20 protein-coding genes are annotated in these 21,806 nt (G+C 70.3%); 13 read left to right on the forward strand and 7 right to left on the reverse strand.

Features of this window, described 5'->3' with window-relative positions; all coding sequences use genetic code 11:
* Together VG276_16765 and VG276_16770 are read left to right on the forward strand one after the other, a co-directional pair.
* On the forward strand, positions 1 to 447 hold a 447-nt coding region (locus tag VG276_16765; protein HEV8650994.1), incomplete at its 5' end, for an N-6 DNA methylase.
* Positions 444 to 1,454, forward strand: coding sequence for a restriction endonuclease subunit S (locus VG276_16770; protein ID HEV8650995.1), 1,011 nt, complete (start codon positions 444 to 446; stop codon positions 1,452 to 1,454). The genes VG276_16765 and VG276_16770, both read left to right, overlap by 4 nt.
* Here the strand turns inward: VG276_16770 and VG276_16775 are convergent.
* Entirely contained in the window at positions 1,382 to 2,539 is a 1,158-nt protein-coding gene (locus tag VG276_16775; GenBank protein ID HEV8650996.1) for an IS630 family transposase, read from the reverse strand. The two genes, VG276_16770 and VG276_16775, sit on opposite strands and share 73 nt — an antisense overlap.
* Positions 2,540 to 2,630: 91 nt before the next feature.
* Here VG276_16775 and VG276_16780 point away from each other — a divergent pair, with 91 nt between their 5' ends.
* The 6 genes from VG276_16780 to VG276_16805 all read left to right on the forward strand — a co-directional run bounded on the left by VG276_16780 (position 2,631) and on the right by VG276_16805 (position 8,556).
* Complete coding sequence (locus VG276_16780; protein HEV8650997.1) at positions 2,631 to 2,990, forward strand: hypothetical protein; 360 nt, start codon at positions 2,631 to 2,633, stop codon at positions 2,988 to 2,990.
* A gap of 168 nt (positions 2,991 to 3,158) precedes the next feature.
* The gene (locus VG276_16785) at positions 3,159 to 3,494 is read left to right on the forward strand and encodes a restriction endonuclease subunit S (protein HEV8650998.1); all 336 of its coding nucleotides are present in this window, start codon (positions 3,159 to 3,161) and stop codon (positions 3,492 to 3,494) included.
* A 485-nt stretch (positions 3,495 to 3,979) separates the two neighbouring features.
* The gene (locus tag VG276_16790) at positions 3,980 to 4,357 is read left to right on the forward strand and encodes a restriction endonuclease (GenBank protein HEV8650999.1); all 378 of its coding nucleotides are present in this window, start codon (positions 3,980 to 3,982) and stop codon (positions 4,355 to 4,357) included.
* Positions 4,358 to 5,114: 757 nt separating this feature from the next.
* On the forward strand, positions 5,115 to 6,488 hold the full coding sequence (locus VG276_16795; GenBank protein ID HEV8651000.1) for an O-antigen ligase family protein: 1,374 nt from the start codon (positions 5,115 to 5,117) through the stop codon (positions 6,486 to 6,488).
* A gap of 37 nt (positions 6,489 to 6,525) precedes the next feature.
* Positions 6,526 to 6,921 carry a hypothetical protein gene (locus VG276_16800; GenBank protein HEV8651001.1) on the forward strand — a complete coding sequence of 132 codons (396 nt, stop codon included), beginning with the start codon at positions 6,526 to 6,528 and terminating at the stop codon, positions 6,919 to 6,921.
* A 393-nt stretch (positions 6,922 to 7,314) separates the two neighbouring features.
* Complete coding sequence (locus VG276_16805) at positions 7,315 to 8,556, forward strand: MFS transporter (protein ID HEV8651002.1); 1,242 nt, start codon at positions 7,315 to 7,317, stop codon at positions 8,554 to 8,556.
* A 133-nt stretch (positions 8,557 to 8,689) separates the two neighbouring features.
* Here VG276_16805 and VG276_16810 read toward each other — a convergent pair whose 3' ends face one another.
* Positions 8,690 to 9,940, reverse strand: coding sequence for a hypothetical protein (locus VG276_16810; protein HEV8651003.1), 1,251 nt, complete (start codon positions 9,938 to 9,940; stop codon positions 8,690 to 8,692).
* A 76-nt stretch (positions 9,941 to 10,016) separates the two neighbouring features.
* Here VG276_16810 and VG276_16815 point away from each other — a divergent pair, with 76 nt between their 5' ends.
* A complete protein-coding gene (locus tag VG276_16815) occupies positions 10,017 to 10,349 on the forward strand; it encodes a hypothetical protein (GenBank protein HEV8651004.1) in 333 nt (110 codons plus the stop codon).
* 65 nt (positions 10,350 to 10,414) lie between these two features.
* On the opposite strand, the gene VG276_16820 is transcribed toward VG276_16815, so the two are convergent.
* Positions 10,415 to 11,104, reverse strand: coding sequence for a sterol carrier protein domain-containing protein (locus VG276_16820; protein HEV8651005.1), 690 nt, complete (start codon positions 11,102 to 11,104; stop codon positions 10,415 to 10,417).
* Positions 11,101 to 11,628, reverse strand: coding sequence for a GNAT family N-acetyltransferase (locus tag VG276_16825; GenBank protein HEV8651006.1), 528 nt, complete (start codon positions 11,626 to 11,628; stop codon positions 11,101 to 11,103). Before VG276_16825 ends, VG276_16820 begins: the two co-directional genes overlap by 4 nt.
* 205 nt (positions 11,629 to 11,833) lie before the next feature.
* Here VG276_16825 and VG276_16830 point away from each other — a divergent pair, with 205 nt between their 5' ends.
* Positions 11,834 to 14,890, forward strand: coding sequence for an AAA family ATPase (locus VG276_16830; protein HEV8651007.1), 3,057 nt, complete (start codon positions 11,834 to 11,836; stop codon positions 14,888 to 14,890).
* Positions 14,891 to 14,991: 101 nt separating this feature from the next.
* Here VG276_16830 and VG276_16835 read toward each other — a convergent pair whose 3' ends face one another.
* A complete protein-coding gene (locus VG276_16835; GenBank protein HEV8651008.1) occupies positions 14,992 to 15,957 on the reverse strand; it encodes a TAXI family TRAP transporter solute-binding subunit in 966 nt (321 codons plus the stop codon).
* 373 nt (positions 15,958 to 16,330) lie between these two features.
* Between VG276_16835 and VG276_16840 the strand changes: the two genes are divergently transcribed.
* Complete coding sequence (locus VG276_16840; protein HEV8651009.1) at positions 16,331 to 18,847, forward strand: nitrate- and nitrite sensing domain-containing protein; 2,517 nt, start codon at positions 16,331 to 16,333, stop codon at positions 18,845 to 18,847.
* A 48-nt stretch (positions 18,848 to 18,895) separates the two neighbouring features.
* Positions 18,896 to 19,300 carry a DUF742 domain-containing protein gene (locus tag VG276_16845; protein HEV8651010.1) on the forward strand — a complete coding sequence of 135 codons (405 nt, stop codon included), beginning with the start codon at positions 18,896 to 18,898 and terminating at the stop codon, positions 19,298 to 19,300.
* A 146-nt stretch (positions 19,301 to 19,446) separates the two neighbouring features.
* Here VG276_16845 and VG276_16850 read toward each other — a convergent pair whose 3' ends face one another.
* Positions 19,447 to 20,136 (reverse strand): sigma-70 family RNA polymerase sigma factor, encoded by a 690-nt coding sequence (locus VG276_16850; GenBank protein ID HEV8651011.1) that lies wholly within the window; start codon positions 20,134 to 20,136, stop codon positions 19,447 to 19,449.
* Between the two features lie 364 nt (positions 20,137 to 20,500).
* Between VG276_16850 and VG276_16855 the strand changes: the two genes are divergently transcribed.
* A complete protein-coding gene (locus tag VG276_16855) occupies positions 20,501 to 21,082 on the forward strand; it encodes a hypothetical protein (protein HEV8651012.1) in 582 nt (193 codons plus the stop codon).
* Positions 21,083 to 21,430: 348 nt separating this feature from the next.
* Here the strand turns inward: VG276_16855 and VG276_16860 are convergent.
* Positions 21,431 to 21,806 (reverse strand): IS110 family transposase (locus tag VG276_16860; protein ID HEV8651013.1); only part of this gene is annotated, 376 nt, incomplete at its 5' end.

The following is a 21,806-nucleotide window of genomic DNA, read 5'->3' on the forward strand; positions in this document are numbered from 1 at the left end:
CGCTGCCCGCGAGGCACCTTCAGCCCGTACACCGAAGGCACCAAGACCAACGTCATCTTCTTCACCAAGGGCCGCCCGACCGAGCGGGTCTGGATCTACGACGCGCGGGCCAACGTCCCCAAGATCACCAAGAAGAGCCGACCCCTCACGCCAGCGCACTTCGCCGAGTTCGAGCGGGTCTACGGCAGCGACGCCAACGGGCGCAGCAAGCGGCAGGACAGTGACTCGCCCGATGGCCGCTGGCGAAGCTTCACCGTCGAGGAGGTCAAGGAGCGTCACTACAAGCTCGATGCGTTCAAGTGGCTCCGCGATGAAGAACTCGACGATCCCGATGAGCTACTGGAGCCCGAGGAACTGATCACTACTGCCATGGAAGAGCTTCAGCTTGCCCTCGACAACCTCGGAGACATGCAGCGCCTGCTGGAGGGCAATGGAGGTCAGGAGTGAGCCTCACGATCTCACCCGCACGGATTGTGGAGGAATCCGGCTCGCGACTCCTTGCAGCACCAGATTCTTGGTCACGGCGGCCTCTGGGCGAGGTGGCGACGATCCTCAATGGCTTCGCGTTCAAGTCAAAACAGTTCGTGCCAAACGGAGGCAAGCCGCTTATCCGCATTCGTGACATCTTCAACAAGCGCACCGAAGTAGGCTACGTGGGTGACTACGCAGAACGGTATCTCGTACAGCCAGGCGAGCTTCTCGTCGGAATGGACGGCGATTTCAACTGCACGCGTTGGCAGGGTCCTCAAGCGCTCCTGAATCAACGGGTGTGCAAGATCACGCCGGACCCGGAACGGCTCGACCTCGACTTCCTGACGTATGTCCTTCCCGGGTATCTGCAGGCGATCCACGACGTGACATCATCGACTACCGTCACGCACCTGTCTTCTCGTGACGTCGCTGAGATCCCGATCCCGGTGCCGCCGATGACCGAGCAGCGATGGCTCGCTCGGCTCTTCGGAATAGCCGAGTCCAAACAAGAATCCTCCAGCGCGCACCTGCGCGCGGCCTATCGGGTGATTGGGCGTTTCCGTCAGGCCGTTCTAGCCGCTGCCTGCTCTGGCCGCCTCACCGCCGATTGGCGCGAGCAGCACCTCAAGCGTTCCGAGATTGCCGTAACGCCTCGCCGAGATGTGTCACCGCTAATTGAGACGCCGGATGATTGGCCGTGGGTGCAGCTACAAGACATTGCAGACGTACGCGGGGGTATACAGAAGGGCGCCAAGCTCAAGCCAGGTGAACCGACTCGCGAAGTCTCGTATCTCCGGGTCGCCAATGTTCAGCGCGGGTGGCTCGACTTGTCGGAGATAAAGACGATTCCGGCTCCTGAGTTGAAGATCGCTGACCTTAGTACTGGCGTATGGAAGTTCGTGCGTGGTGGTCATGCGGCCTTGGTGAGCTGCTCTGTTTCGTCCAGGCGGCGCAGGAGTCGGTCCAGGTCCGAGCGGGTATAGCGCCAGTCGAACGGTGCTGCGGCCTGCTGGTAGCGGGCCTGGAAGGCAAGCAGGCGCTGCTGGGCCTCGGCGAGGTCGGTGAAGTCGTTGGGGGTCAGGACCTTGCGCTGGATCACCGAGAACACAATCTCGATCTGGTTGAGCCAGGAGGCGTGCACGGGCAGGTGGACCAGGCGCAGGTTCTTGTACTCGCCCTCCAGCCGCTCGACCGACGCCTGGCCGCGGTGGGATGAGCCGTTGTCGACGACCCAGAACACCCGCTCGGCGGAGGCGTAGGGCTCGCTTCCCATGACCTGGGCGACCAGGCGGCCGAACGGCTCGATGCCGGTGGTGGGCTCGCAGCGGCCGAACAGGCGGGCCTGGTGCACGTCCCAGGCGGCCAGGTAGGCCAGCGCGCCGCGGCGCTCGTACTCGTGCTCCACGCGCATGCTCCTGGCCCGCCCCGGTGGCAGGGTCGGGTGGCAGCGGCAGCGCGCCTGGACCGAGGTCTTCTCATCGGCGCTGATGACGTACTCGCCCTCGCCCAGCGGCGCACCGTCAAAGACCCGCTCGTACAGGTCCAGCACGACCCCGGCCTTGGCGGCAAACGCGGGGTCGCGGGGAAAGATCCAGGAGCGGTGCTGCCAGGGCTTGACCGGGTCCTCGGCCAGCCAGCGCCACAGCGTGGTGGTCGAGACCTGGCTGACCAGCCCGGTGGCGATGAGCTCGTCGCGCAACTCGCCAAGGCTCCAGCGCGACAGCGGCACCCCTCGGGTCGCCGGCAGCTCACAGGCGACCGCCTTGGCGTAGGCGACCACCGCCGCGCCGAACACCCGCGGGCGGCCGGACCGCTTGCGGTCGGCCAGGCCGTCGAAGCCCTCCTTGAAGAACCGCTTGCGCCACTTGCCTGCGGTGTTCGGCGCGATCCCAAGCTTGCGCGCGATCGCCTGGTTGGCCCACCCCGCCGCGGCCAGCAGCACGATCCTGGCCCTGGTCACCTGGCGCTGCTGGGCGGTGGGCCTGCGCACCAGGGCCTTGAGGAAGCGCCGCTGCGAGGCGGTCAGCGTGACCGCAAACGGGCTGCGCGCACCTGCTCGTGCCATCATCCCTCCCTCCCCCGGCCAGCCCCGCTGGCTGGCCGGGGGAGGGAGCCTATGCGATGCGACACGCCCCGGGCGGATCCGGCAAGATGGCGCGATGCCACCTGCGATCCCCGAGTCCACCAAGACCTCACTTGGCCAGCGGCTCCGCCAGCGCCAGCGGGAGCGCTGGCCCGGCCTGGCCAGCGTCGATGTCCGCTTCCGGGGCCGGTTCGCCTACCTCGACGGCGAACTCGAAAGCGGCGAGGTCCTGCCGCTGTGCCGGCTGCGGTATGCCGGCTCGGCCAGCCTGTGGGGCTTCGCCGTCTACCTGGCCAGCCGCGACGGGTACGAGGACTCGGTGCTGCCAAGCGGGCTCCCGGTCGGCTCGCCCGAGGAGGCCCTGGACTGCGCCTGCGGGCTCTACCTCGCCGACCCCACCGCCTGGCAGGAGCGCCTCCCGCCAGCCGGCTCCTGACCACGCACGAACTTCCATACGCCAGTACTTAGGCTCCAAGCCGGCGATATTCTGTTCAACGAGGGTGGAGATCGCGACAAGCTTGGCCGAGGCTGGATCTGGGAAGGACAGATCCAAGAGTGCATCCACCAGAATCACGTGTTTCGAGCCCGGCTCCGCGACGCGAGGATGCAGTCACGCTTCTACTCGTGGTTCGGCAATTCTATCGGCGCAAGCTACTTCATCGACCAAGGCAAGCAGACTGTCAACCTAGCCTCGCTGAGTATGACGAGACTGAAGGAGCTCCCAGTCCCGGTGCCCAGTCCCGAAGAACAATCCGAGATCGTTCGACGAGTCGATAAATTGCTCCGCGTGGCTGACGACCTACTTGCGGGGGTCGAAAAGACGACCCGCCAAGTCGGCCGCAGCTCGCAGGCGGTCTTGGCCAAGGCGTTCCGAGGCGAGTTGTCCGAAGGTGAGCAGACAGTGAATGCAGAGCGTGCGGCAGAGGGAACGCATCCATGACCTTGTGGCTCGTCCGCTGCGGCCGACGGGGAGAAGGCGAAAACCACGCCCTGAGTCACAACGTGGTCGGGGTCGGCTGGGCCGAGCTAGGCGATCTGTCAGGAGCACGCTCGCTGGATGCCATTCGCGGTCGACTCCAGGAGCATCATCCAGACGCCAAGCCATCGACCGTTACCGACTGGGCAAGCCAGCTGGACGCTTTCACGCATCGCATTGAGAAGGTCGACCTAGTTGCCCTTCCCTCAAGAGTGCTCCCGCCGTTGCATTCGGGCGCGTGACGGGCGATTATCGCTTCGATCCCGATGCCCTGACCAGATCCGGCACCAGCGACCAGTACAGTGGATTCGTGAGGACGTCCCTCGTAGCGAGATCGATCAGGACTTCCTCTACTCTCTTGGCGCCTTCATGACTGTCTGCCAGATTAAGCGGAACAATGCAGAGGAGAGGATCGAGGCACTGCTTGCCGGGAACCAACGATGGAGCCCGTGGTAGCGCCAGAGGTTCCGAGTGACGAAAGCAAGGAAGCCGTACCCGTCGACTTCGACCGACTGAGCAGGGATCATATCGGCAAACGCATCGCGGCACGCTTCCGGGGTCATGAACTCGCGCAGCTTGTTGGCGAGATTCTTCGCGCGGAGGGTTTCGTCACCCTGGTCTCGCCTGCCGGCCCGGACGGTGGAGTCGACACATTGGCTGGCCAGGGCAGCATGGGGCTCGACGGCGCGATGCTGGCTGTGCAGGTCAAGTCAGGTGGCAGCCAGGTGGATGCCCCGACGCTGCGCGAGCTGCAAGGGGTGATGTCGAACTTCGGCGCTACGAGTGGCTTGCTTGTGAGCTGGGGAGGGTTCACGAAGGCTGCGTGAACAGAGGCACGCCGCCTGTTCTTCAGATCCGCCTGTGGGACTCATGCACTCGTCGACAAGATCACCGAAGATAATACGAGCGACTGCCTGGTGAGACTCAAGCCGAGCTGCCGCTGCGTCGCATCTGGACACTAGGATGTCGGCCTCGGCGACGATCCGCCGTACGGCGGGGTGCGAGTGGTTCACCATGTCGCTGGCAACACGGTGGAGTGTGGGGCCATCCGCACTTCGAAACCGTTCGTCGGTCAGCGGCATCGTCGACGAGAAGTAGTCCGGCATGTCGGTCAGATGCAGGCCTGGGGCGAACTTCGCCGCAGCGCCGGCGACCGGTTCCCGCGTGCGACACGTCGCTACCGCGATGGCGGCGTCCCCAGGTCCGATGACCCGGTTGAAGGTGTCGATCAGGACATCGGGAACCCAGTCGAGGGTATGGATGGTGCGGTGTTGGTGTAGCCAGCCAGGTGCAGCAGGCTGATGGTCAGGTTCGACAGGCTCGCCATGCCGTCCGGCCCGACCGCCACCGGATCGGACCGGATCGGACCGGACCACCTTCACGCAGTCTGCGTCGTAGGGGCTTGTTTCACACTTTCGGGCCCACTATGGTACTCGCCCATGTAAGACCATTCGCCATGTAAGAGGGCATTCGCTATCAAACCAGGCCGGACCAGGCGATGCGCTGAGGGGTGGCATGTTCGTAGCGAGCGCAGGCCGAAGCGATGCCAGTGCGGATGGCGTGTCGGAGCGCCGGACCACCGGATTGGCCGGACTCCTCCTCCTGGTAGCGGTCGCCGCCGGGCTGCTCGGCCAGGGCGCCTACTACACCTCGGTGCAGCGCTACGTCGGGGTGCTTGTCGCGGCGGCGACGGTGCTGGTGCTGGTGGCGTGGCCGCCGACCCGCAGTGACGTTCGGCTTCGGCCGGTGGCTCCGGCGGCGGCACTGGCGGCATGGGCAGTCCTCGACGCTGCCCTGCAGGGCGTCCCCGCCGCCGGCGTCCGGCCGGCGCTGCTGCTCCTCGGCGTTGTCGCGGTGCTGCTCGTCTGCCGCCGCCTCGGGCAGGAAGACCGGGAGGTCCTGCTCATCGGCGTCACCGGCATCGGCCTGCTGGTGGCGCTGGCCGGCTGGCTCGGGGTTGCCGGCCGCGTCGGCTCCTGGGCGTTCGAGGCGCAGGGCATCTGGCGCGCTTCGTCGACGTTGAGCTACCCCAACGCGACGGCCGCCGTGCTGGCGCCCGTGGCCCTGCTCGTGCTCGCGCGACTGGTCGCGGCGCCGCGCTCCTTGCCGCTGGTGGTCGCGGCCACCGGGCTGCTGGCTGGGCTCGCCGCAACCATGAGTCGCGCGGGTGCGCTCGCGCTCGTCGTTGGCCTGCTCGTGCTCGCCGGGCTCCGAGGGCCTCGCGCGACCGCTCGGGCGGCGGTCGGGCCGTGCGCGGGCGCCCTGCTGGCGCTGGCCTGTCTGGTGCCATCGATGCCGGTCGCCAGCCCGCCGCGACCGGCGCTCGCTCTCGCCGGCCTTGCCGCCGGGCTGGCCCTTGCAGCGATCGTGACGCGACTGGAACGGTCGTCGGCCGTCGCGCTCGTGCTGGGCGGCGCACTCGCCGGAGGCCTCGTCGCGGGGCTTGTCACCGGTGGCGGCGCGGTCCGGACGGTCGCCGAGGCGCGGATCAACCTCGCCTCACCCGACCGGGGCAGCGCGCTGCACGCCGCCCTGTGGGTGATTGCGGAGCATCCCCTGATCGGCGCCGGACCTGGACACGCCGACCTGCGATGGGAGGGGCACGACGGTGGCACCCAGTTCTTCGGCTACGCACACAACGAGTACGCCCAGGTCGCGGCGGAACTCGGCCTGGTGGGCCTGGCATTGCTCGCGGTCCTGCTGGTTGCGATCGCCCGCCTGCTGTGGAGCACGCGCGCCACCTGCCCCGTAGGCGGGATCTGGGCGGGCGTGGTGGCGGCCACGGGAGCCTTCGGGGTCCACAGCGGCTTCGACTTCGTCTGGCACCTGCCAGCAGTGCTGCTCACCGTGACGCTGCTGGCCGGCGCCGTCCTGCCGGCACCCGATGGTGCCAATGCCCGCACGTTGTCGCTCACTGCTCAACGAAAGGAGACCGATGAGAACCAGATTGCGAACTAAGGTTGCCGCCGCAGTGGTGGCTTTGGCAGCCGGCGGCGTGCTGGCGCTGTTCGCCGCGGCCGGCCCGGCGGTCGCGTTCTTCTCCGGAGGGCTGTTCCTCGACGTCCAAGTCGAGTCTCCGGCGGCACTGGTCGCGCGGGGAGCCGCGGTGGACGTGCCCCTGGAGGTCACCTGCAACGCGGCGCCCAGCACCGGATTCGTCGAGGTCACCGTCACCCAGCGCGCCGGGTCGGGTGTCGCCCAGGGCACGGGTTCAACTGCTGTTGGCTGCACCGGGTCGGGTCAGCAGGTCCGCGTCCGCGTCCAAGCAACTGGAGGGAAGGCCTTCAAGCAGGGCACCGCCGTCGCAAGCGCCGTGATCTTCGGCTGTACGGCGAACTTCTCCACCTGCGGCAGCGAAACAGATAGCGAGGCCATCCAAATTCAGAGGTGACGTCACCGACCCCATCCCGTAGAGGACGCCGCCGCAGTTGCGACCCGGCTGCGGCGGCGTCCTCCCCGCTGGTGCGAAGCGGCCCAAGGCCGGGAACCTCCACCCACTGCGCCGGGTCAAGGGCTCATTCCGTACTGACGCCTGGCCGGCAGCGAGATGGGTCCGCTGGAACATCGCCCGCGCGGTCGCCTCCACGGCCGGGTTCGGCTGCCTCACCTGGGCCCTGGTGCTCCACGGGCGCACTGCGACACCGGGCGGGACGTGACCGACGCCCAGCGCGGGGACCACCGTGCCGACCAGAGGCCTCCTCCAGCCCGGCCGCGTAGGCTTTGCCGTGCTCGTGGCAGCGGAGGTGGACTTGGCGCTCGTTGAGCCGCAGCGTGGTGTTCGAGGTTGAAGGCGGGCACCAGCCGCGCTGGCCTGGTTCGGCCGCTGGCCGAGCGGGACTTCCGGCTGCTGTGGGGTGGGCAGGCGATCTCGCTGCTCGGCGATGGCGTCCTGATGGTCGCGTTGGCCTGGCAGACGCTGCGGCTGTCGTCGAGCCCGACCGCCCTGGGGCTGGTGTTGTTTGCGCGCACCGGGCCTCGGTTCCTGCTGATCGTGCTCGGCGGGGTGATCAGCGACCGGTTCCCCAGGCGCCGGGTCATGCTCGTCGCCGACCTGGTGCAAGGGCTCGCGGCCGGGGCCCTTGCGGTCCTTGCCGTGACCGGCGAGCTTCGGTTGTGGCACCTGGCCGCCCTTGGCGCGGTCGCTGGGATGGCCAGCGCGTTCTTCCTGCCCGCGTCGACCGCGCTGGTGCCCGACCTGCTGCCAGCCGAGCTGCTGCTGCCGGCCAACGCGCTCACCACCACGAGCCGGGTCCTTGCCGCCCAGTTCGCCGGGCCCGCACTCGGCGGCCTGTTGATCGCCACGGCCGGCACCGCCGCCGCGTTCGCGGTCGACGCGGCGAGCTTTGCGGTGAGCGTCGCCACGCTGGCGATGATCGGTTTTCGGCCACAGCCGCGGCCCGGGCAGGCGGCGACGGGGGTGCTGCGCGAGGTCGGTGAGGGGTTCGCCTATGCCCGCGGGCAGCCGTGGATCTGGGTGACCCTGGTCGTCACCGGATTCGGGAACTTCCTGGTCAGCGGGCCGCTGGCGGTGCTGCTGCCGGTGGTGGTGCGCGGGCTGGGCGCCGGCGCCGGGACCCTCGGGCTGGTGTATGCCGCGTTCGGGATCGGCGGCGGGCTGGCTGCCCTGCTGGCGGGGCAGCTGGGCGTGCCCCGCTGGCGGGTCACGGCGATGTATGCCGCGTGGATCCCTTCCGGCCTGCTGGTGGCCGGCGTCGGCGTCGCCCGGGCCGTCGTGGTGATCGCGCTGCTGTATGGCGCGATCGGGTTCCTGTTCGAGTTCGGCAACCTGATCTGGGCGAGCCTGGTGCAAGAGCGCGTGCCCGCGCGGGTGCTGGGCCGGGTGTCGTCGCTGGACTGGCTGATCTCGGTCGGGTTGTACCCGGTCGCGCTCGCGGTGGCCGGGCCGGTCGCCGCGGTGATCGGTGCCTCGGCGGTGCTGGTCGGCGGGGGGTTGCTCAGCGTCCCGGTCGGGCTGGCCGGGCTGTTGTGGCCTCGGGTGCGGGATCCTGACCGTGCGACCGTCTGATGTGCCTTGCCCGCCGGAGTGGTCGGCCTGTGTGCTGATCGGAAACAGACCGACTTCGCCTGATATGAGCCAGTTTTCACGCCTGCACGGCGTCCCCGCAGGGAAACAAGAACTGTAGGGATTTGTGAGCCCTCTACGGGAGCGGGCCCGCGTACGGGCACGACACCAGCGAGCCGTTCGGCACCACGTGGACGTCCTTCCAGTCGAAGTGATTTCGGGCGAACTGCTCCCGGTCCTTGACCCACCAGCGATGACGGCCGGAGATCACGAAGGTGTGCGGGTCGGAACGCTCCTTGACGAGCGTGCCGTCGATCGGGACGTCCCCGAACTGGCGGAGCGCCCGGCGGGACAGCACCTCGACGTTGGACCAGTCGTAGCCCTGGGCGTCGAACTCCTCGCGGTTCGGGATCCACAGCTTCGATCCGCCGACGATCAGGTAGGTGGCGTGATTGGCGTTGACGAGCCGCTCGCCTGGCTGCAGCGGGCGGGACTTGCCATAACGGGCGCCGTCGCTGCAGTAGCGCGAGTTGCTGGCCGACAGCGAGCCGACGCTGAGCAGGAGGGGTGGGCCAAAGCGGATCCGCAGGCACCGTCCTCGATTGCTGGCATCGGTCAGCGTGTCGATGAGGAGCTGGCCAAGGATCTCGCCGGCGACGATGCACAGCGCCGTCGCGGTCATGTTGCTGAGCCTTCGACAGGCCCGTGCGGCCGCCTTGCCGATCACAACGGCGGTAGCTCCCGAAGAGGCTCCGAGGAAACGACCGAGCGCCCTCGTCGCCGAGCGTGACAGGTAGACGCTGCACTGGAACCAGGCGCAGCCGAGGCTCACCAGCGGATCGGCGACCACCGGGTAGGTGAACCCGCCATGGTCCACCTGCTGCACCAGTGTCTGGCCGTCGAGGCGGTAGCGGGTCGGGACCCAGCGGTCGTCGTGGTCGTGGCCCCACGGCGCCGAGATGCTGGCGACACCGTCGCCGTTGGCATCCAGGATCACGTAACGGTCCTCTTCACCAGGTGCTCGCTGGATGCTTCCGCCTCGGGGGATCCGCAGCGGGAACCGATAGGTGGTCGGCGCCTTTGGGCCGGTGATCACCTGCATGACACGGACGGCGCCGAGCCCGACGGGCTGTACGGCGACATTCGTCTGCGGAGCCGCCTGCCGGTAGACGGCGACACCCTGGTTGGCGGCCACAGCTTGCTTGGCGCTCTGGGTGGTGGGCAGCCCAATCGCGATCGGCGGGGCGCTCGACCCGTCCAGCCGCACCTTGCCGGCCGGGTCCTTTGGCACGTCGACCTTCGCGTCGTCTCCCCTGGTGGTCAGCGCCGCCCCTGGGTCGGGGGTGGTGGTGAGCGGGTTGAGCGAGCCGGCGATCACGCTCGGCATCGCCTGTTGCAGCGCTTGGAGGGTGTCACATCGGTCGGTGGTCGCTTCCGGCGGAGTCGTCGAGTCTGGTGGGCGGGTGGAGGTCTCCGTCGGCGCGCTCGAGGTCTGCGTCGTTTCCGCCGAGCCGCTCGAGGGCTCGGTAGATGCCGTGGCTGGTTCCGTCGACCCGGCAGGCTCGGTGGCGCCGGGGCTCATGCTCGACGAGCTTGGCAAGGTCGTTCCAGGCGGGGCTGTGGGGCATGGTGCCGGCGGGTTCGGCTGGGCCTTGGCCGGGCTCGCAGGCGCAGCCAGGAAGGTTGTGACGATCACGAGGGCGCAGAGTCTGGCGATCGCTGGCTTTCCGCGACTGGGGCGCATGTCTTGCCTCCCGAGCTTCGCCGATTCAGGAAAAGGAGCCAAAGCGGGGTGAGCCTGATACACAGGTTGTTGCTGGCGGCTGGCGAGTGGACCTGTCAGATCGGCGCTCGTGCTCGGCTAGAAGACGGTGCTGCACCAGGGGGCGGGCTGAAGCACGAACATCGCGTCGGCGCGGGCCACGGCGCCGCGCTTGTGCTCGACCACCCGACCGGCCCGGGCGAGCATGCTGAAGCTCACTCCGCCCAGGTAGGCCGCGCCCAGGTCGGCGACGTCGCAGGCCAGGTCCGACTGGCCACGGGTGAGGCGGCAGGCGGCGCTGTCGGGGCCGCCCTCGAGGCGGACGGTGCCCTGGTTGGCCGGGCGCAGCTGGTCGGTGACTCCGATGATCAGCGTTCCCTGGACCGCGTAGCGGCGGGCCGCGAGCGCCGCGGGCACGTCCAGCAGCCGCAGCCACAACCGGTCGCCGACTGCCGTGGCCCGCAGGCGGCGGGGGTCGGCCAGCAGCCAGCGCAGCGGCTCCTCCGGCGACCGGCGCAGGAACGCGACCGTGGTCGCCAAGTCCAGCTGCAGGCAGTAGCGGTACAAGGCCACGGTCGCCTCGGGGCACAGGGCTACCAGCTCGTCGACCTGGACGCTGCCGTGCGGCAGACCGGATGACCAGCCGGCTGTCACCCGGTAGGTGGCATAGCCGTCCGCCCGACCCGGCGCGGGCTCGTAGACCACGTCGTAGCGGCGGGGCTGGCTCGGCTCGCGGCGCCAGGCGGGATCGCGGAGGTCGAGCGCCCAGCGCGCCGGGCTGCGGCTCACCTCCCCTGGCTGGCCGAGCCGGTGCCGGTCGTACAGCTGGGGCAGGACCCGCCCGGCCTCGCCGGGGTCGAGGAGCCGCAGCCGGCCGATGGGTGCGGGTGCGCGGCCGAACACCGACCAGCGAGGGTCGATCGCGTAGTGGCCTGCAGCGTGGCCGGTCCGTAGCCGAAGCGGCCGTAGATGCCCGCCTCCGAGGCGCCCAGGACCGACAGCGTCTCGCCGCGGGCCTGGCAGTCGGCGAAGTGCCACGCGATGATCGCCCGCAGCAGGCCGCGGCGCCGGTGGGTGGGCAGCACGGCCACGGCGGTCAGCCCGCCGGCCCGGGCGGTGACCGGTCCGGGCAGGGTGAGCTCCAGCGACAGGGTACCGCCGGTGGCGACGATGCGGTCGGCGTCGAACGCGGCGATGGTGCGGTCCCACTCGTTCAAAGGACGGTAGGCGTCGCTGCGCTCGTCGCTTGGCGTCTCGCCGAACGCGGTCGCCAGCGTGGCCGACCAGGCCCGGTACTCGCCGGGACCGGTCACGCGGAGCTCCATACCTCACCTGGGGTGCAGCGCACGGTGACTCTTCCTTCCGACAGGCTGCTCTGCTTGGCCACCGGTGCGGCCGTCTCAGGGAAGGGTGGGCCCGTCAGGGTGCAAGGCACATTGGGCGAAGCCGCAGATTGGCGACCGCAAGGCCCTTATCTGTCGTCTTGGTCTCCTTACCCGACGGCCGGATAATCCCGGCATGGCCGGGTGGATCAGCAGCCCCAGGCTCGTCGGCCGCGCCGAGGAGCTCGCGCGGCTCGGGGCGGCGCTGGAGCGGGTGGCGGCAGGGGACCCGGCGGCCGTGCTGGTCGCTGGCGAGGCCGGCGTGGGCAAGACCCGACTCGTCACCGAGTTCGCCATCCGGGCCGCCGGTGCCGGCGCCAGCGTGCTGGCCGGCGGCTGTGTCGCGCTGGTCGAGGGTGAACTGGCGTATGCGCCGCTGGTTGAGGTACTGCGCGACCTGGTTCGACGGCTCGACCCGGCAGCGGTCGCGGCCCTGCTCACTGGCGACCGCGGTGGACTGGCCCGCCTGCTGCCCGAGCTCGGCGAGTCCGACCAGCTGCCCCCTGACCCTGACCTGGCGGGCGAGATGGGCCAGGCCCGGCTGTTCGGTTCGCTGCTCAGGCTGCTCGGTCGGCTCTGCCAGAAGGCGCCGGTCGTCCTGGTGATCGAGGATCTGCATTGGGCGGACCAGTCGACCCTCGAGTTCCTCTCCTATCTGCTTCGTAACCTGCGTGACGAGCGGCTGCTACTGGTGGCCACCTGGCGCAGCGACGAGCTGCCACGGTCTCATCCGGTACGACGCTGGCTCGCTGAGCAGCACCGCAGCAGCCGTATGGAAGAGCTCGACCTGCAACGATTCTCGCGTGCGGAGCTCGCCGAGCAGCTGGCCGGCATCTTGGGGTCGCCCCCGCCAGCGCTGGTCGAACAGATCTTCGTGCGCTCTGAGGGCAACCCGTTCTTCGCCGAGGAGCTGGCCACCGCCTCCGCCCACGGCCTCGGCGCGCGGCTGCCGTCGCGGCTCCGTGACGTGCTGCTGGTCCGGGTCGGCGACTGCTCTCCGGAAGCCCAGGCCATGCTGCGGGTGGCGGCTGCCGCGGGCCATCGAGTCGATGAGCGGCTGCTTGCCGCAGTAGCCACCGCGGACGAGGCCGAGCTGCTGACCGGCCTGCGGGAGGCCGTCGACCAGCAGCTACTCGTTGTCTCGCCCGACGAGGACGCGTACGTGTTCCGGCATGCCTTGCTGCAGGAGGCGGTCTACGGCGAGCTGCTGCCCGGCGAGCGCACCCGGCTGCACGCCGCGCTCGCCCGCGCCCTTGCCGAGCGGGTCGGGTGGGGCGAGCCAGGCCAGACCGCCTCGGCCGCCGAGATCGCCGGCCACTGCTACCGGGCCCACGACCTGCCCAACGCGCTGGCCTGGTCGGCGCGCGCGGCGGTGGAGGCCGACGCCATGCACGCCTACGCCGAGGCGTTGCGCCACTCCGAGCGCGTGCTGGAGCTGTGGGATCGGGTGTCCCATGCCGAAATGCGCGCCGGCATGGACCGCGTCGAGGTACTCCGCCGGGCCGCCCAGGCCGCGCTCGCCATCGACAACGGTGACCTCGCGCTGGCCCTCATCGACCAGGCGCTGCGCGAGGTGGACCCTGTGGCTGAGCCGGTTCGGGCTGGGCTGCTGCACGAACGCCGCGGCGTGTGCCTCGAAGGCGTCACCTGGGACGACGCCCCCACGTTTGAGGCGTTCCGCGAGGCGGTCCGCCTCATCCCGGCGGACCCGCCCACCAGGGAGCGTGCCCGGGTGCTGGCAAGCTTCGCCGAGGTCCTCTTCCGCGCCGGTCACGACGAGCAGGCACACGCAGCCGGTGAGGAAGCCCTCGCGATCGCGCGTCGGCTTGGCGCCGAACGCGAACTGAGGGAGGCGCTGATCGCGGTGGGATGGACCCAGGCGGCGCGCGGCGCCATCGACGCCGGCATCGGGTCGTTGCGCGAGGCCGTCCGGCTGGCCGACAAGCACGCCGATCCCCACGTGCTCGCGCATGCCTGCGGCTGGCTTGGCGAGGTGTTGTTGCGGGCGGGCCGCCTGGAGGACGCGGTAGAGGTGTCGCTTTCGGGTCGAGAGCCGTTGCGGCGACTGGGACTTGCCGAACGCTGGCACGACAACGTCCTGCTGGTCAAGGCGGCCGAGGCGCTGTTCAAGCTGGGCCGGTGGGACGAGGCCGACAGCCTGGCCAGGCAGGCGTTGGCGCAGGCCAGACCCGAGGAAAGGTGCAACGGCCACGGGGTCGCGATGCACGAGGTCCACATGGTGGCGACGCTTGAGATCGCACGCGGCGACTTCCGGGCGGCAGAGGCTCACCTGGCCGCCATCAAGGACCGCATGCTGGGGAGCGTCCCGAAGTTCGCCCGCGGGTACGCAGAGCTCCTCGCCGAGGTGCGGGCGTGGCAGGGCCGGCTCGATCAGGCGCAAGCAGCGGTCCAGCAGGGACTTGACCTGGTGGCCGGCACCGGCGAGCAGGTGCGCAGCGGCCGGCTACTCTGCCTCGGCATGCGCGTGGCAGCCGACCTGGCCGAGCAGGCACGCGCCCGCCGCGATCCAGAGGGGGTCGAAGCGGCGCTGCACGCCGCGAACGGCCTGGCCGCCCAGGCCGCGGCCATGACGCCCAACCCGCTGGTACCCGGCGCCAGCCCGGTCGTGACCGCCGGTGCGGTGGGGGCCCTGTCCGACGGGGAACGTTCCCGCCTGGCAGGTCGCTCGGACCCGGCGCGCTGGCGCGCGACCGCGACCGCCTGGCTGACCCTTCGCCGGCCCTACCCGGCCGCCTACGCGCAGTGGCGCCTGGCCGAGGCACTACTCGAACAGAAGCAGCCGCCAAACCGGGCTGCCGAGCCCCTCCGCCAGGCCCACGCCGCCGCACAGCGGCTCGGCGCCCGGCCTCTGCTGGACGAGGTCACCGCGCTGGCGCGTCGCGCCCGGATCGCCCTCGAGGAGGCTCGCGAGGAGGCGGAGCCGGCCACGCCGTCGCAACTTGAGCAGCTGGGGCTGACCGAGCGGGAGGTGGAGGTGCTCGAGTATGTCGCAGCTGGCCGGTCCAACCGCGAGATCGGTGAGGCGCTGTTCATCAGCGCCAAGACCGCCAGCGTCCACGTCTCCAACATCCTGCGCAAGCTGGGGGTGACCAGCCGCGTGCAAGCCGCCACGGTGGCACACCGGCTGGGGCTGTTCGACAAGCAGCCGCCCGAAGAACAGGGGGTGGGATGAGAGGAGGTCGCCGCGGGCACCTCAGGCCGGACGGACGGTCGCGGCCGCGCCGTAGGCGACAGTCTCCGCCAGCCCGTTGCCGAGAGTGGGCGGGCCGGCGGTCAGCGCAGGAGCTCGTCGTAGTAGCGGGCGGCGCCCGGGTGCAGCTCCAGCGGCGCGACCTCCTGGGCGCCGAGCTCATCCAGGTGGCCGGCCTCCCGCTCCATCCCGACCAGCTGGGCCCTCTTTTCGAACAGCGCCTTGGTCAGCTGATAGGCGAGGTCGGGGTCCATCGCCCGGTTCACCACCAGCAGGTTGGGCGCCGCGAGGGTGGCCGTGGCGGTGCTCATGCCCGCGTAGGTGTCGGCCGGGATCGTCCCCGCGATGTACGTCTGGCCGCCGTGCCGCTGCTGCAGCGGCCGGACCAGCTCGTCCAGCGGCACCAGCACGATCCTGCGCTGCTCTGCGAGCTTGGCGATGCCGGGGGCGGGCACGCCGTCGCTGCGGAACATCGCGTCGATCTCGCCGCGCCGCAGCGCCTCGAACGAGTCGGTCGCGTTGAGCCGTACCACCTGCACGTCCCTGCCCCCGACCAAGCCCAGGGCTTCCAGGACGTGCACGGCGTTCACCTCGGTGCCCGAGCCCTTGGACCCGACCGAGATCCGCCGGCTCCTGAGATCGGCCACCGACCGGATGCCCCGCTCGGGCAGGGTCACGAGCTGGACGTAGCTGCTGTAGAGGTTGGCGAGGACCCGGAGGTCGGTGATCGGCTGCTCGAACTCGCCGTGTCCCTGGAGGGCGTCGGCAGCGACGGTCGACTGGACGATGCCGACCGCGTTCGGGTCCTTGGCGACCAGCCGGGTGTTCTCGGGTGACCCGTTCGACGGCTTGATGACCGGGTCGTAGCCGTCGAGGGACGACCGGAACACGGCCTGCATGGCGTTGCCGTACGACAGGAACGTGGTCCCTTTCTGCCCGGAGCCGATGACGAGGGGCCGGCTCGACTTGTCCGCCTCGCGCCCGCAGGCGGCCAGGGTGGCGGTGAGGATGAGGACGACCAGCACGAGGTGTGGCTTCCTGGGGCGCATGGCGACCTCTTCGAGTGCGTCTGGCCTGGCGGCCGTGACCGGAGGGAGGTAGTGGCGGGGAGGAGCCGCGGAGTTCGCCGCGAAGTATGCATCCCGGTCGCGCTGTTGACCAACGCAGGGCGAGATGTCCGGTTCGGATTTGCGAGGCTTATCACGATGCTTGCGCTGCGTACTTTCAGCGATTTAGCGTAGCCAAGCTGTCCGACACAAACGGACGACTAGCGTAAAAGTGGCGAACCGTCGCCGCAGCTCTCCTGTCTCACCTACGGCTCTGGTCACGCCGGGCGACTCGGCCCATCCGGCGATCGCACGGTGGCATCGGCAAAAGAGGCCAGAACCTCCCCTTTTTGTCCTGACGCGTAAGGAAGCGCCCATGCTGCGGACTGCGCCGATCCGTTCGAAGGTCATCGCGATCCTCGCCTTGCCCCTCGCGGGCCTGATCGCCCTCGCCGCAACCGGCATCGGGAGCAGCCTTGCGCGCGGCGCCGAGGCCCACCGTGTCAACGACCTGGCCCAACTCGCGGTCCGGGGCAACACACTGGTCCACGAGCTCCAGGCCGAGCGCACCCTGAGCAGCGGCTGGGTCTCGGCGCGAGCGAACCGGGCCGCTGTCCCCCGCGACGGGATGGTCACCCAGCGGATTGTGGTTGACCGGACGGTCGCGGCGCTCGGCGACTTCGCCGCCGGGCTGGATGCCGACGGCTACGACCCCAAGCTGCGCCAGGCCCTCGACCGGGCGCTCAAGGAGCTGGACGGGCTCGCCGTCTACCGCCGGACGATCGACACCAACAGCAGCCCCGCCTTCACCGCCGACGCGGTCGAGAACGCATACAGCGGGACCCTGTCAACCCTCCTCGACCTCAACGCCAACATCGCCGTGGGCACCGATGACGAGGCGCTGTTCCGGTCGGTCACCGCCTTCGTCGCGCTCTCGCACGTCAAGGACGCCATCGACCTCGAACGCGGCTTCCAGGTCTCCGGGCTGCTCGGCAGCGACTCGGGGCGGCAGCGCTTCAAGCGCTTCATCTCGTTCGTCGACCAGCGCGAGACCTGGCTCGCGCAGCTCAAGGCCAGTGCCACGCCGGACCAGTTCGCCCGCTACCAGCGCGTCGCCAGCGGCCCCGAGGTCGACCGGTCCGTCACGATCGAGCAGGCCGCGCTGAGCGGCAGCACGACGGAGCTGAGAGCGGTGGGCACCGGGGAACGGCTGGACCGCATCTGGTTTGCGGCCATGACCGAACGGGTCGCGAAGCTCCGTCGGGTCGAGCGCGAGTTCGCCGCCGATCTGGTCAGAACAAGCCGTTCGGTCGCGGCCTCGGCCAACCGCCAGACCCTGCTCTGGCTGGCCGGGACGGTCGCCCTGCTGCTGGTCACCGCCCTGCTCTCGCTGTTCATTGCCCGCTCGCTCGTCAACCCCCTGCGCAAGCTCCAGGACGCCGCCGAGGACGTCGCCCGGCGCGAGCTCCCCGAGGCGGTGGAGCGCATCCAGAGCCTCCGGGACCCCGACCAGGCCGACGTGGCGATCCGCGGGCAGGCGTCGCCGTTCGACGCCTCGGCGCAGGACGAGATCAGCCGGGTGGCGCGGTCGTTCAACGCTGTCCACGAGGTCGCCATCAAGGTCGCCGCGGAGCAGGCCGGGCTGCGCCGATCGATCGCGGACACCTTCCAGAACCTGGCGCAGCGCACCCAGGACCTGGTCAGGGGGTCGATGGAGCTGGTCGACGAGCTCGAGCAGGACGAGACTCGCCCGAACACGCTCGACCGGCTGTTCCGGCTGGACCACCTCATCACCCGGATGCGCCGCAACGCCGAGAACCTGATCGTCCTGGCCGGCGCGGAGCTGCCCACCCGGTGGGACGAGCCGGTCCCGCTCGACGTGGTCATCCGCTCCGCTGTCGCCGAGGTGCAGGACTACCAGCGGGTCCAGCCGCTGCCGATGGGCGAGCTCCAGGTCGTTGGACCCGTCTGCGTCGACGTCATCCACCTGTTCGCCGAGCTGATCGAGAACGGGACCATGTTCTCCGCCCCGGGCACCAAGGTCACGGTGGCCGGCCTGCCCATCACCTACGGGCACGTCGTGGAGATCGAGGACCAGGGCGTCGGCATGCCCGACGAGGAGCTGGCCCGGGCCAACCGGGAGCTGGCCGACCCGCCCGCGATCGACTTCGCGCTCTCCCGCCGGATCGGGCTGCACGTGGTCGCCCGCCTGGCCAAACGGCACGGCATCCGGGTGCAGCTGCGCCACTCCTGGTACGGCGGGGTAGCGGCGCTGGTCCTGCTGCCCAACGACATCCTGGTCCGCCCACCGGGGACGAGCGCGCTGCCCGAGCCGGGATGGCCTGCTCGCCACCTCGCGGGCCAGTACGCCGGCCGCGGCGGCCTGGCGGTCCTCGAGTCACCCCAGGCCTGGTCGGACCAGCCGGTCGACCAGGCGCACGTGCCCCTGCGGCGCCACGTCGGGACCGACGACCTTCGGCTCCCGCGCCACGAGGCGGCCCGGCCGGGCGGGCCGGCACCGAACGGCGACGCGGATGTCGACGGCGCGCCGTCCGGCGAGCCCGTGCCAGGCGCCGGCCCGCCGCTGCGCAACGGACTCCCGCACCGCATCCCGCGCGCGGCCCCGGCCCCCGAGCCCGGCAGTGGCCCGACACGCACCGCCGGGCTGCGCGCGGCGGGCGACGCGACCGCTCCCGCGCGCCCCCGCGACCCCAGAGACGTGAGCAGGATGCTGTCGAGCTTCCGGCAGGGCGTTGAGCGCGGCCGCGTCGCCCAGGGACAGCAGCCAGACAGCCCAGGCAGCCCGGACGGCGCGCCGCAGCCGCCGGACCAGGGGTCCGGCCTGCGGTGGAGGAGCGACGATGTCGCGCCACCCGAGCGTCCTGCGCCCTGACGGTCGGGTGGCTCCGGCTGGCCGCGGCCGGGCGAGACGGGGACGCCCATGAACGGCGCGGACCACCCCGAAGGCGCGCGGCCGCAGCCCCATAAGGCCGGGCGGGACGACCCCCGCCGTCGCATCCGCCCCTACGCGATGACCGCCGGGCGGACCAACCCGACCCGGGCCGACCTGGAGCTCGAGGCGCTCGTCTCCGCCAGCCGCCACGGGACGCTCGCGTCGGCGGAGCTGGCGCTCGAACGGCGCTCGATTGTCGAGCTGTGCCGGGAGACCCTCTCGATCGCAGAGGTCTCGGCGCGGCTGGGCATCCCGATCAACGTGGTCAGGATCCTCGTAGAGGACCTGGCCGACGACGGGCTGGTGTACGTGTACCAGCCGAGGGCCGCGGGCCAACCGCCCAGCGTCGACCTGCTGACGCGCGTGCTGCACGGGCTGCATACGACGCTCTGAACGATGGCGCTGGAGGTCAAACGCCCGGCGCCGTCGAGGTCGAGCTGGCGCAGCTCGCGGGAGCGATGCCATACCGCCATGGGGCCCACGTGTTAGGCGATGCCATACCGCCATGGGGGCCCACGTGGGAGGCAGCCCAGCGCCCGTCACCTCAGTTCATCCAGCATTCCGTGCAGGTGGGCTGCTGCCACTTCGATGTCGGAGTACTTGTACTGACCGGCTCGTGATTCGGCAGCGAGCACTCCGCACCGGTGCACGGCCTCGAAGTCGCGACGCTCGGCTGCGTAGATGCGATCGTGCTCCGGCTTGAGCTGCGAGAGCTGGCGGAGTGCCTGCCGCGGCAGGCGCATGGGGCGCATGAAGTCGCTTCGCAGCTCTTGCAGGCTGTAGCGGATCCACGGGATGGCGTATGCGGCAAACGGCACGCCGCGGTCGGGGTCGAAGCGCTCGAGCGCCCGCAGCAGTCCGACGTATCCTTCCTGGACGACGTCGGCGAAGTCGAGGCCCTCGACGCGGAACGAGCGCGCCAAGGAAACGACCAACGGCATGAACCGCTCGATCATCTCCTCCCGCGCTCGCGGGTCGCCTGACTTCGCCGCCCGAACGAGCGCGTCATCGGGTTCAGGAGCGCCTGCATGGCGAGCGACGGTCTCCGCGACGAACTCGCCGGTGCGCGCGCCCGCGGGTCTCTCGGCCAGCCGGGGGCGCAGCTCCTCCGACCGCTGCCGGCTGCGGGTCACGGCCTGGTTCAGCTCGGTGATCTCGTCGTCTGAAAGCCGCACACCGTCCGTGTCGAGCCTGAGCGTCTCAGGAGAACGGGCCGGTCGATTGCCCACCCCGGGGCTCGCCGACCGCCGCCAGGTCGGCGGATGGCGACCGCGCGGGGCTGGGCGCCACCCTGGATGCGGTCACGGCGGCGTGTGGGAACTCCCATGCGCTCTCCCCTCCTCGCTCAGGATCGACCTCCTCAGACCGAGTGCCACCTTCAGCGACCACCAACCAACTGGTGGGCGGCTGTCGCAGGACAGGCGGGGCGAAGGGGTCGCAACGCTTTGGGGTCGCAATGCTTTTGGGGCGCAATGCTTGGGGGCGCAATGCTTGGCTCGGCGATTTGTGCACTCCTGGGGCGTTGTGGCTAACTTGCGGGCTGGTGGTCCGGGCCCGGGTCGCCGGTCCGGACCCCGTCTCGAAGGCAGGAGCATGCCCGCCAACCAGCACGAGCGACGGCAGGAGCTTGAGCGGATCCGACGCTCGTTCTCGTCGCTGCGGGCGCGGCGCGACTCCGGCCAGGCAGCCCAGGACGGGCCTGGGCCCGGCTCGCTGGGGCTCGGGTCACTGTTCGACCTGGAGCCGTCCGAGCCGGCCCCCACCACGGCGCCAGCGGCGGGCCCGGCACTCCCGGCGCTCCCGGCGCTCCCGGCGGCCCGCGGCACCAGGTGGTCCTGGTTCGTCGTCCCGGTGGTCACCCTTGCCATCGGAGTGGTGCTCGGCTTCGCCGTGGCGAGTGGGCGCACCGGTGGCGAGCGGGTGCGCACCGCGGCGCCGGTCCCGTCCGTGACCCAGCCGGCCCCTGTCCCCTCGACCACGGCGGAGGTCCGGCCGTCGGCCTCCCCGGCCTGCCTGGAGACCGCGAAGCAGGGCGATCAGGTCATCGCGCTGCTGGTCACCAACCAGCGTCAGAAGGCAAGAGCGGCCCTCAGGGGCTACACCCTGGTGAGCCAGCAGTGCCGCAAGGACGCGGCACCAGCGGCACCTGCCGCTCCTGCTCCTGCCGCTCCGTGAGGGCCTTTCTCGAGCAGCTCCCAGGCGTGCTCGGCGTGCCTGCGGGCGGTGGCGGTCGCGGTCGCCCCTGGCTCGGTCGATGAGCCGGATACGGGCCTGCGTGGCCGCCTGCTCGGCTTCGCCAGGTGCTCTCAGCCGGTGCTCGCAGGTGCTCTGAGCCGGTGCTCGCAGGTGCTCTGACCGGAAAACCGACCGACTTCGCCTGACATGAGCCAGTTTTCACGCTCGCACGGCGTCCCCACAGGGGCCACTTCGACTAATCCGAAAATCAACGGTGAGCGGGCAGACGGCAGCAGCCGGCGCAGCGTAGCGGAGCCGGGTCAAGTAGCGCCCGAATAGGTGCGCCGGTCAGGCGGCTGGCTGCAGGGTGACCTTGTAGCCGAGGGCCTGGAGTTGGCGGATGTGGTTGCGCTTGCGGCGTTCGGCGTCGATGCGGGTGTCGTAGAAGCCGGGGCCCAGGTCGTGGAAGCGAGCATCCGGGTCCGATAGCAGGTGCCAGACGATGATCAGGATGGAGCGGCCGACCGCGACGATGGCCTTCTTGGTGCCGCGGCGGCGGGCGATGCGCCGGTAGCGTTCCCCGAGGAAGGTGTTGGTCTTGCCGGCGGCCACGGCGGCCTCGCCGAGCACTCGGGCCAGGTAGGGGTTGCCGTGCCCGGTGGTGGCCTTGCCTTTGGTCTTGCCGGCCGACTCCTTGACACCCGGCGCGAACTTCGCCCAGGAG

It is taken from the genome of Actinomycetes bacterium, assembly GCA_036000965.1.
Taxonomy (GTDB): domain Bacteria; phylum Actinomycetota; class CALGFH01; order CALGFH01; family CALGFH01; genus DASYUT01.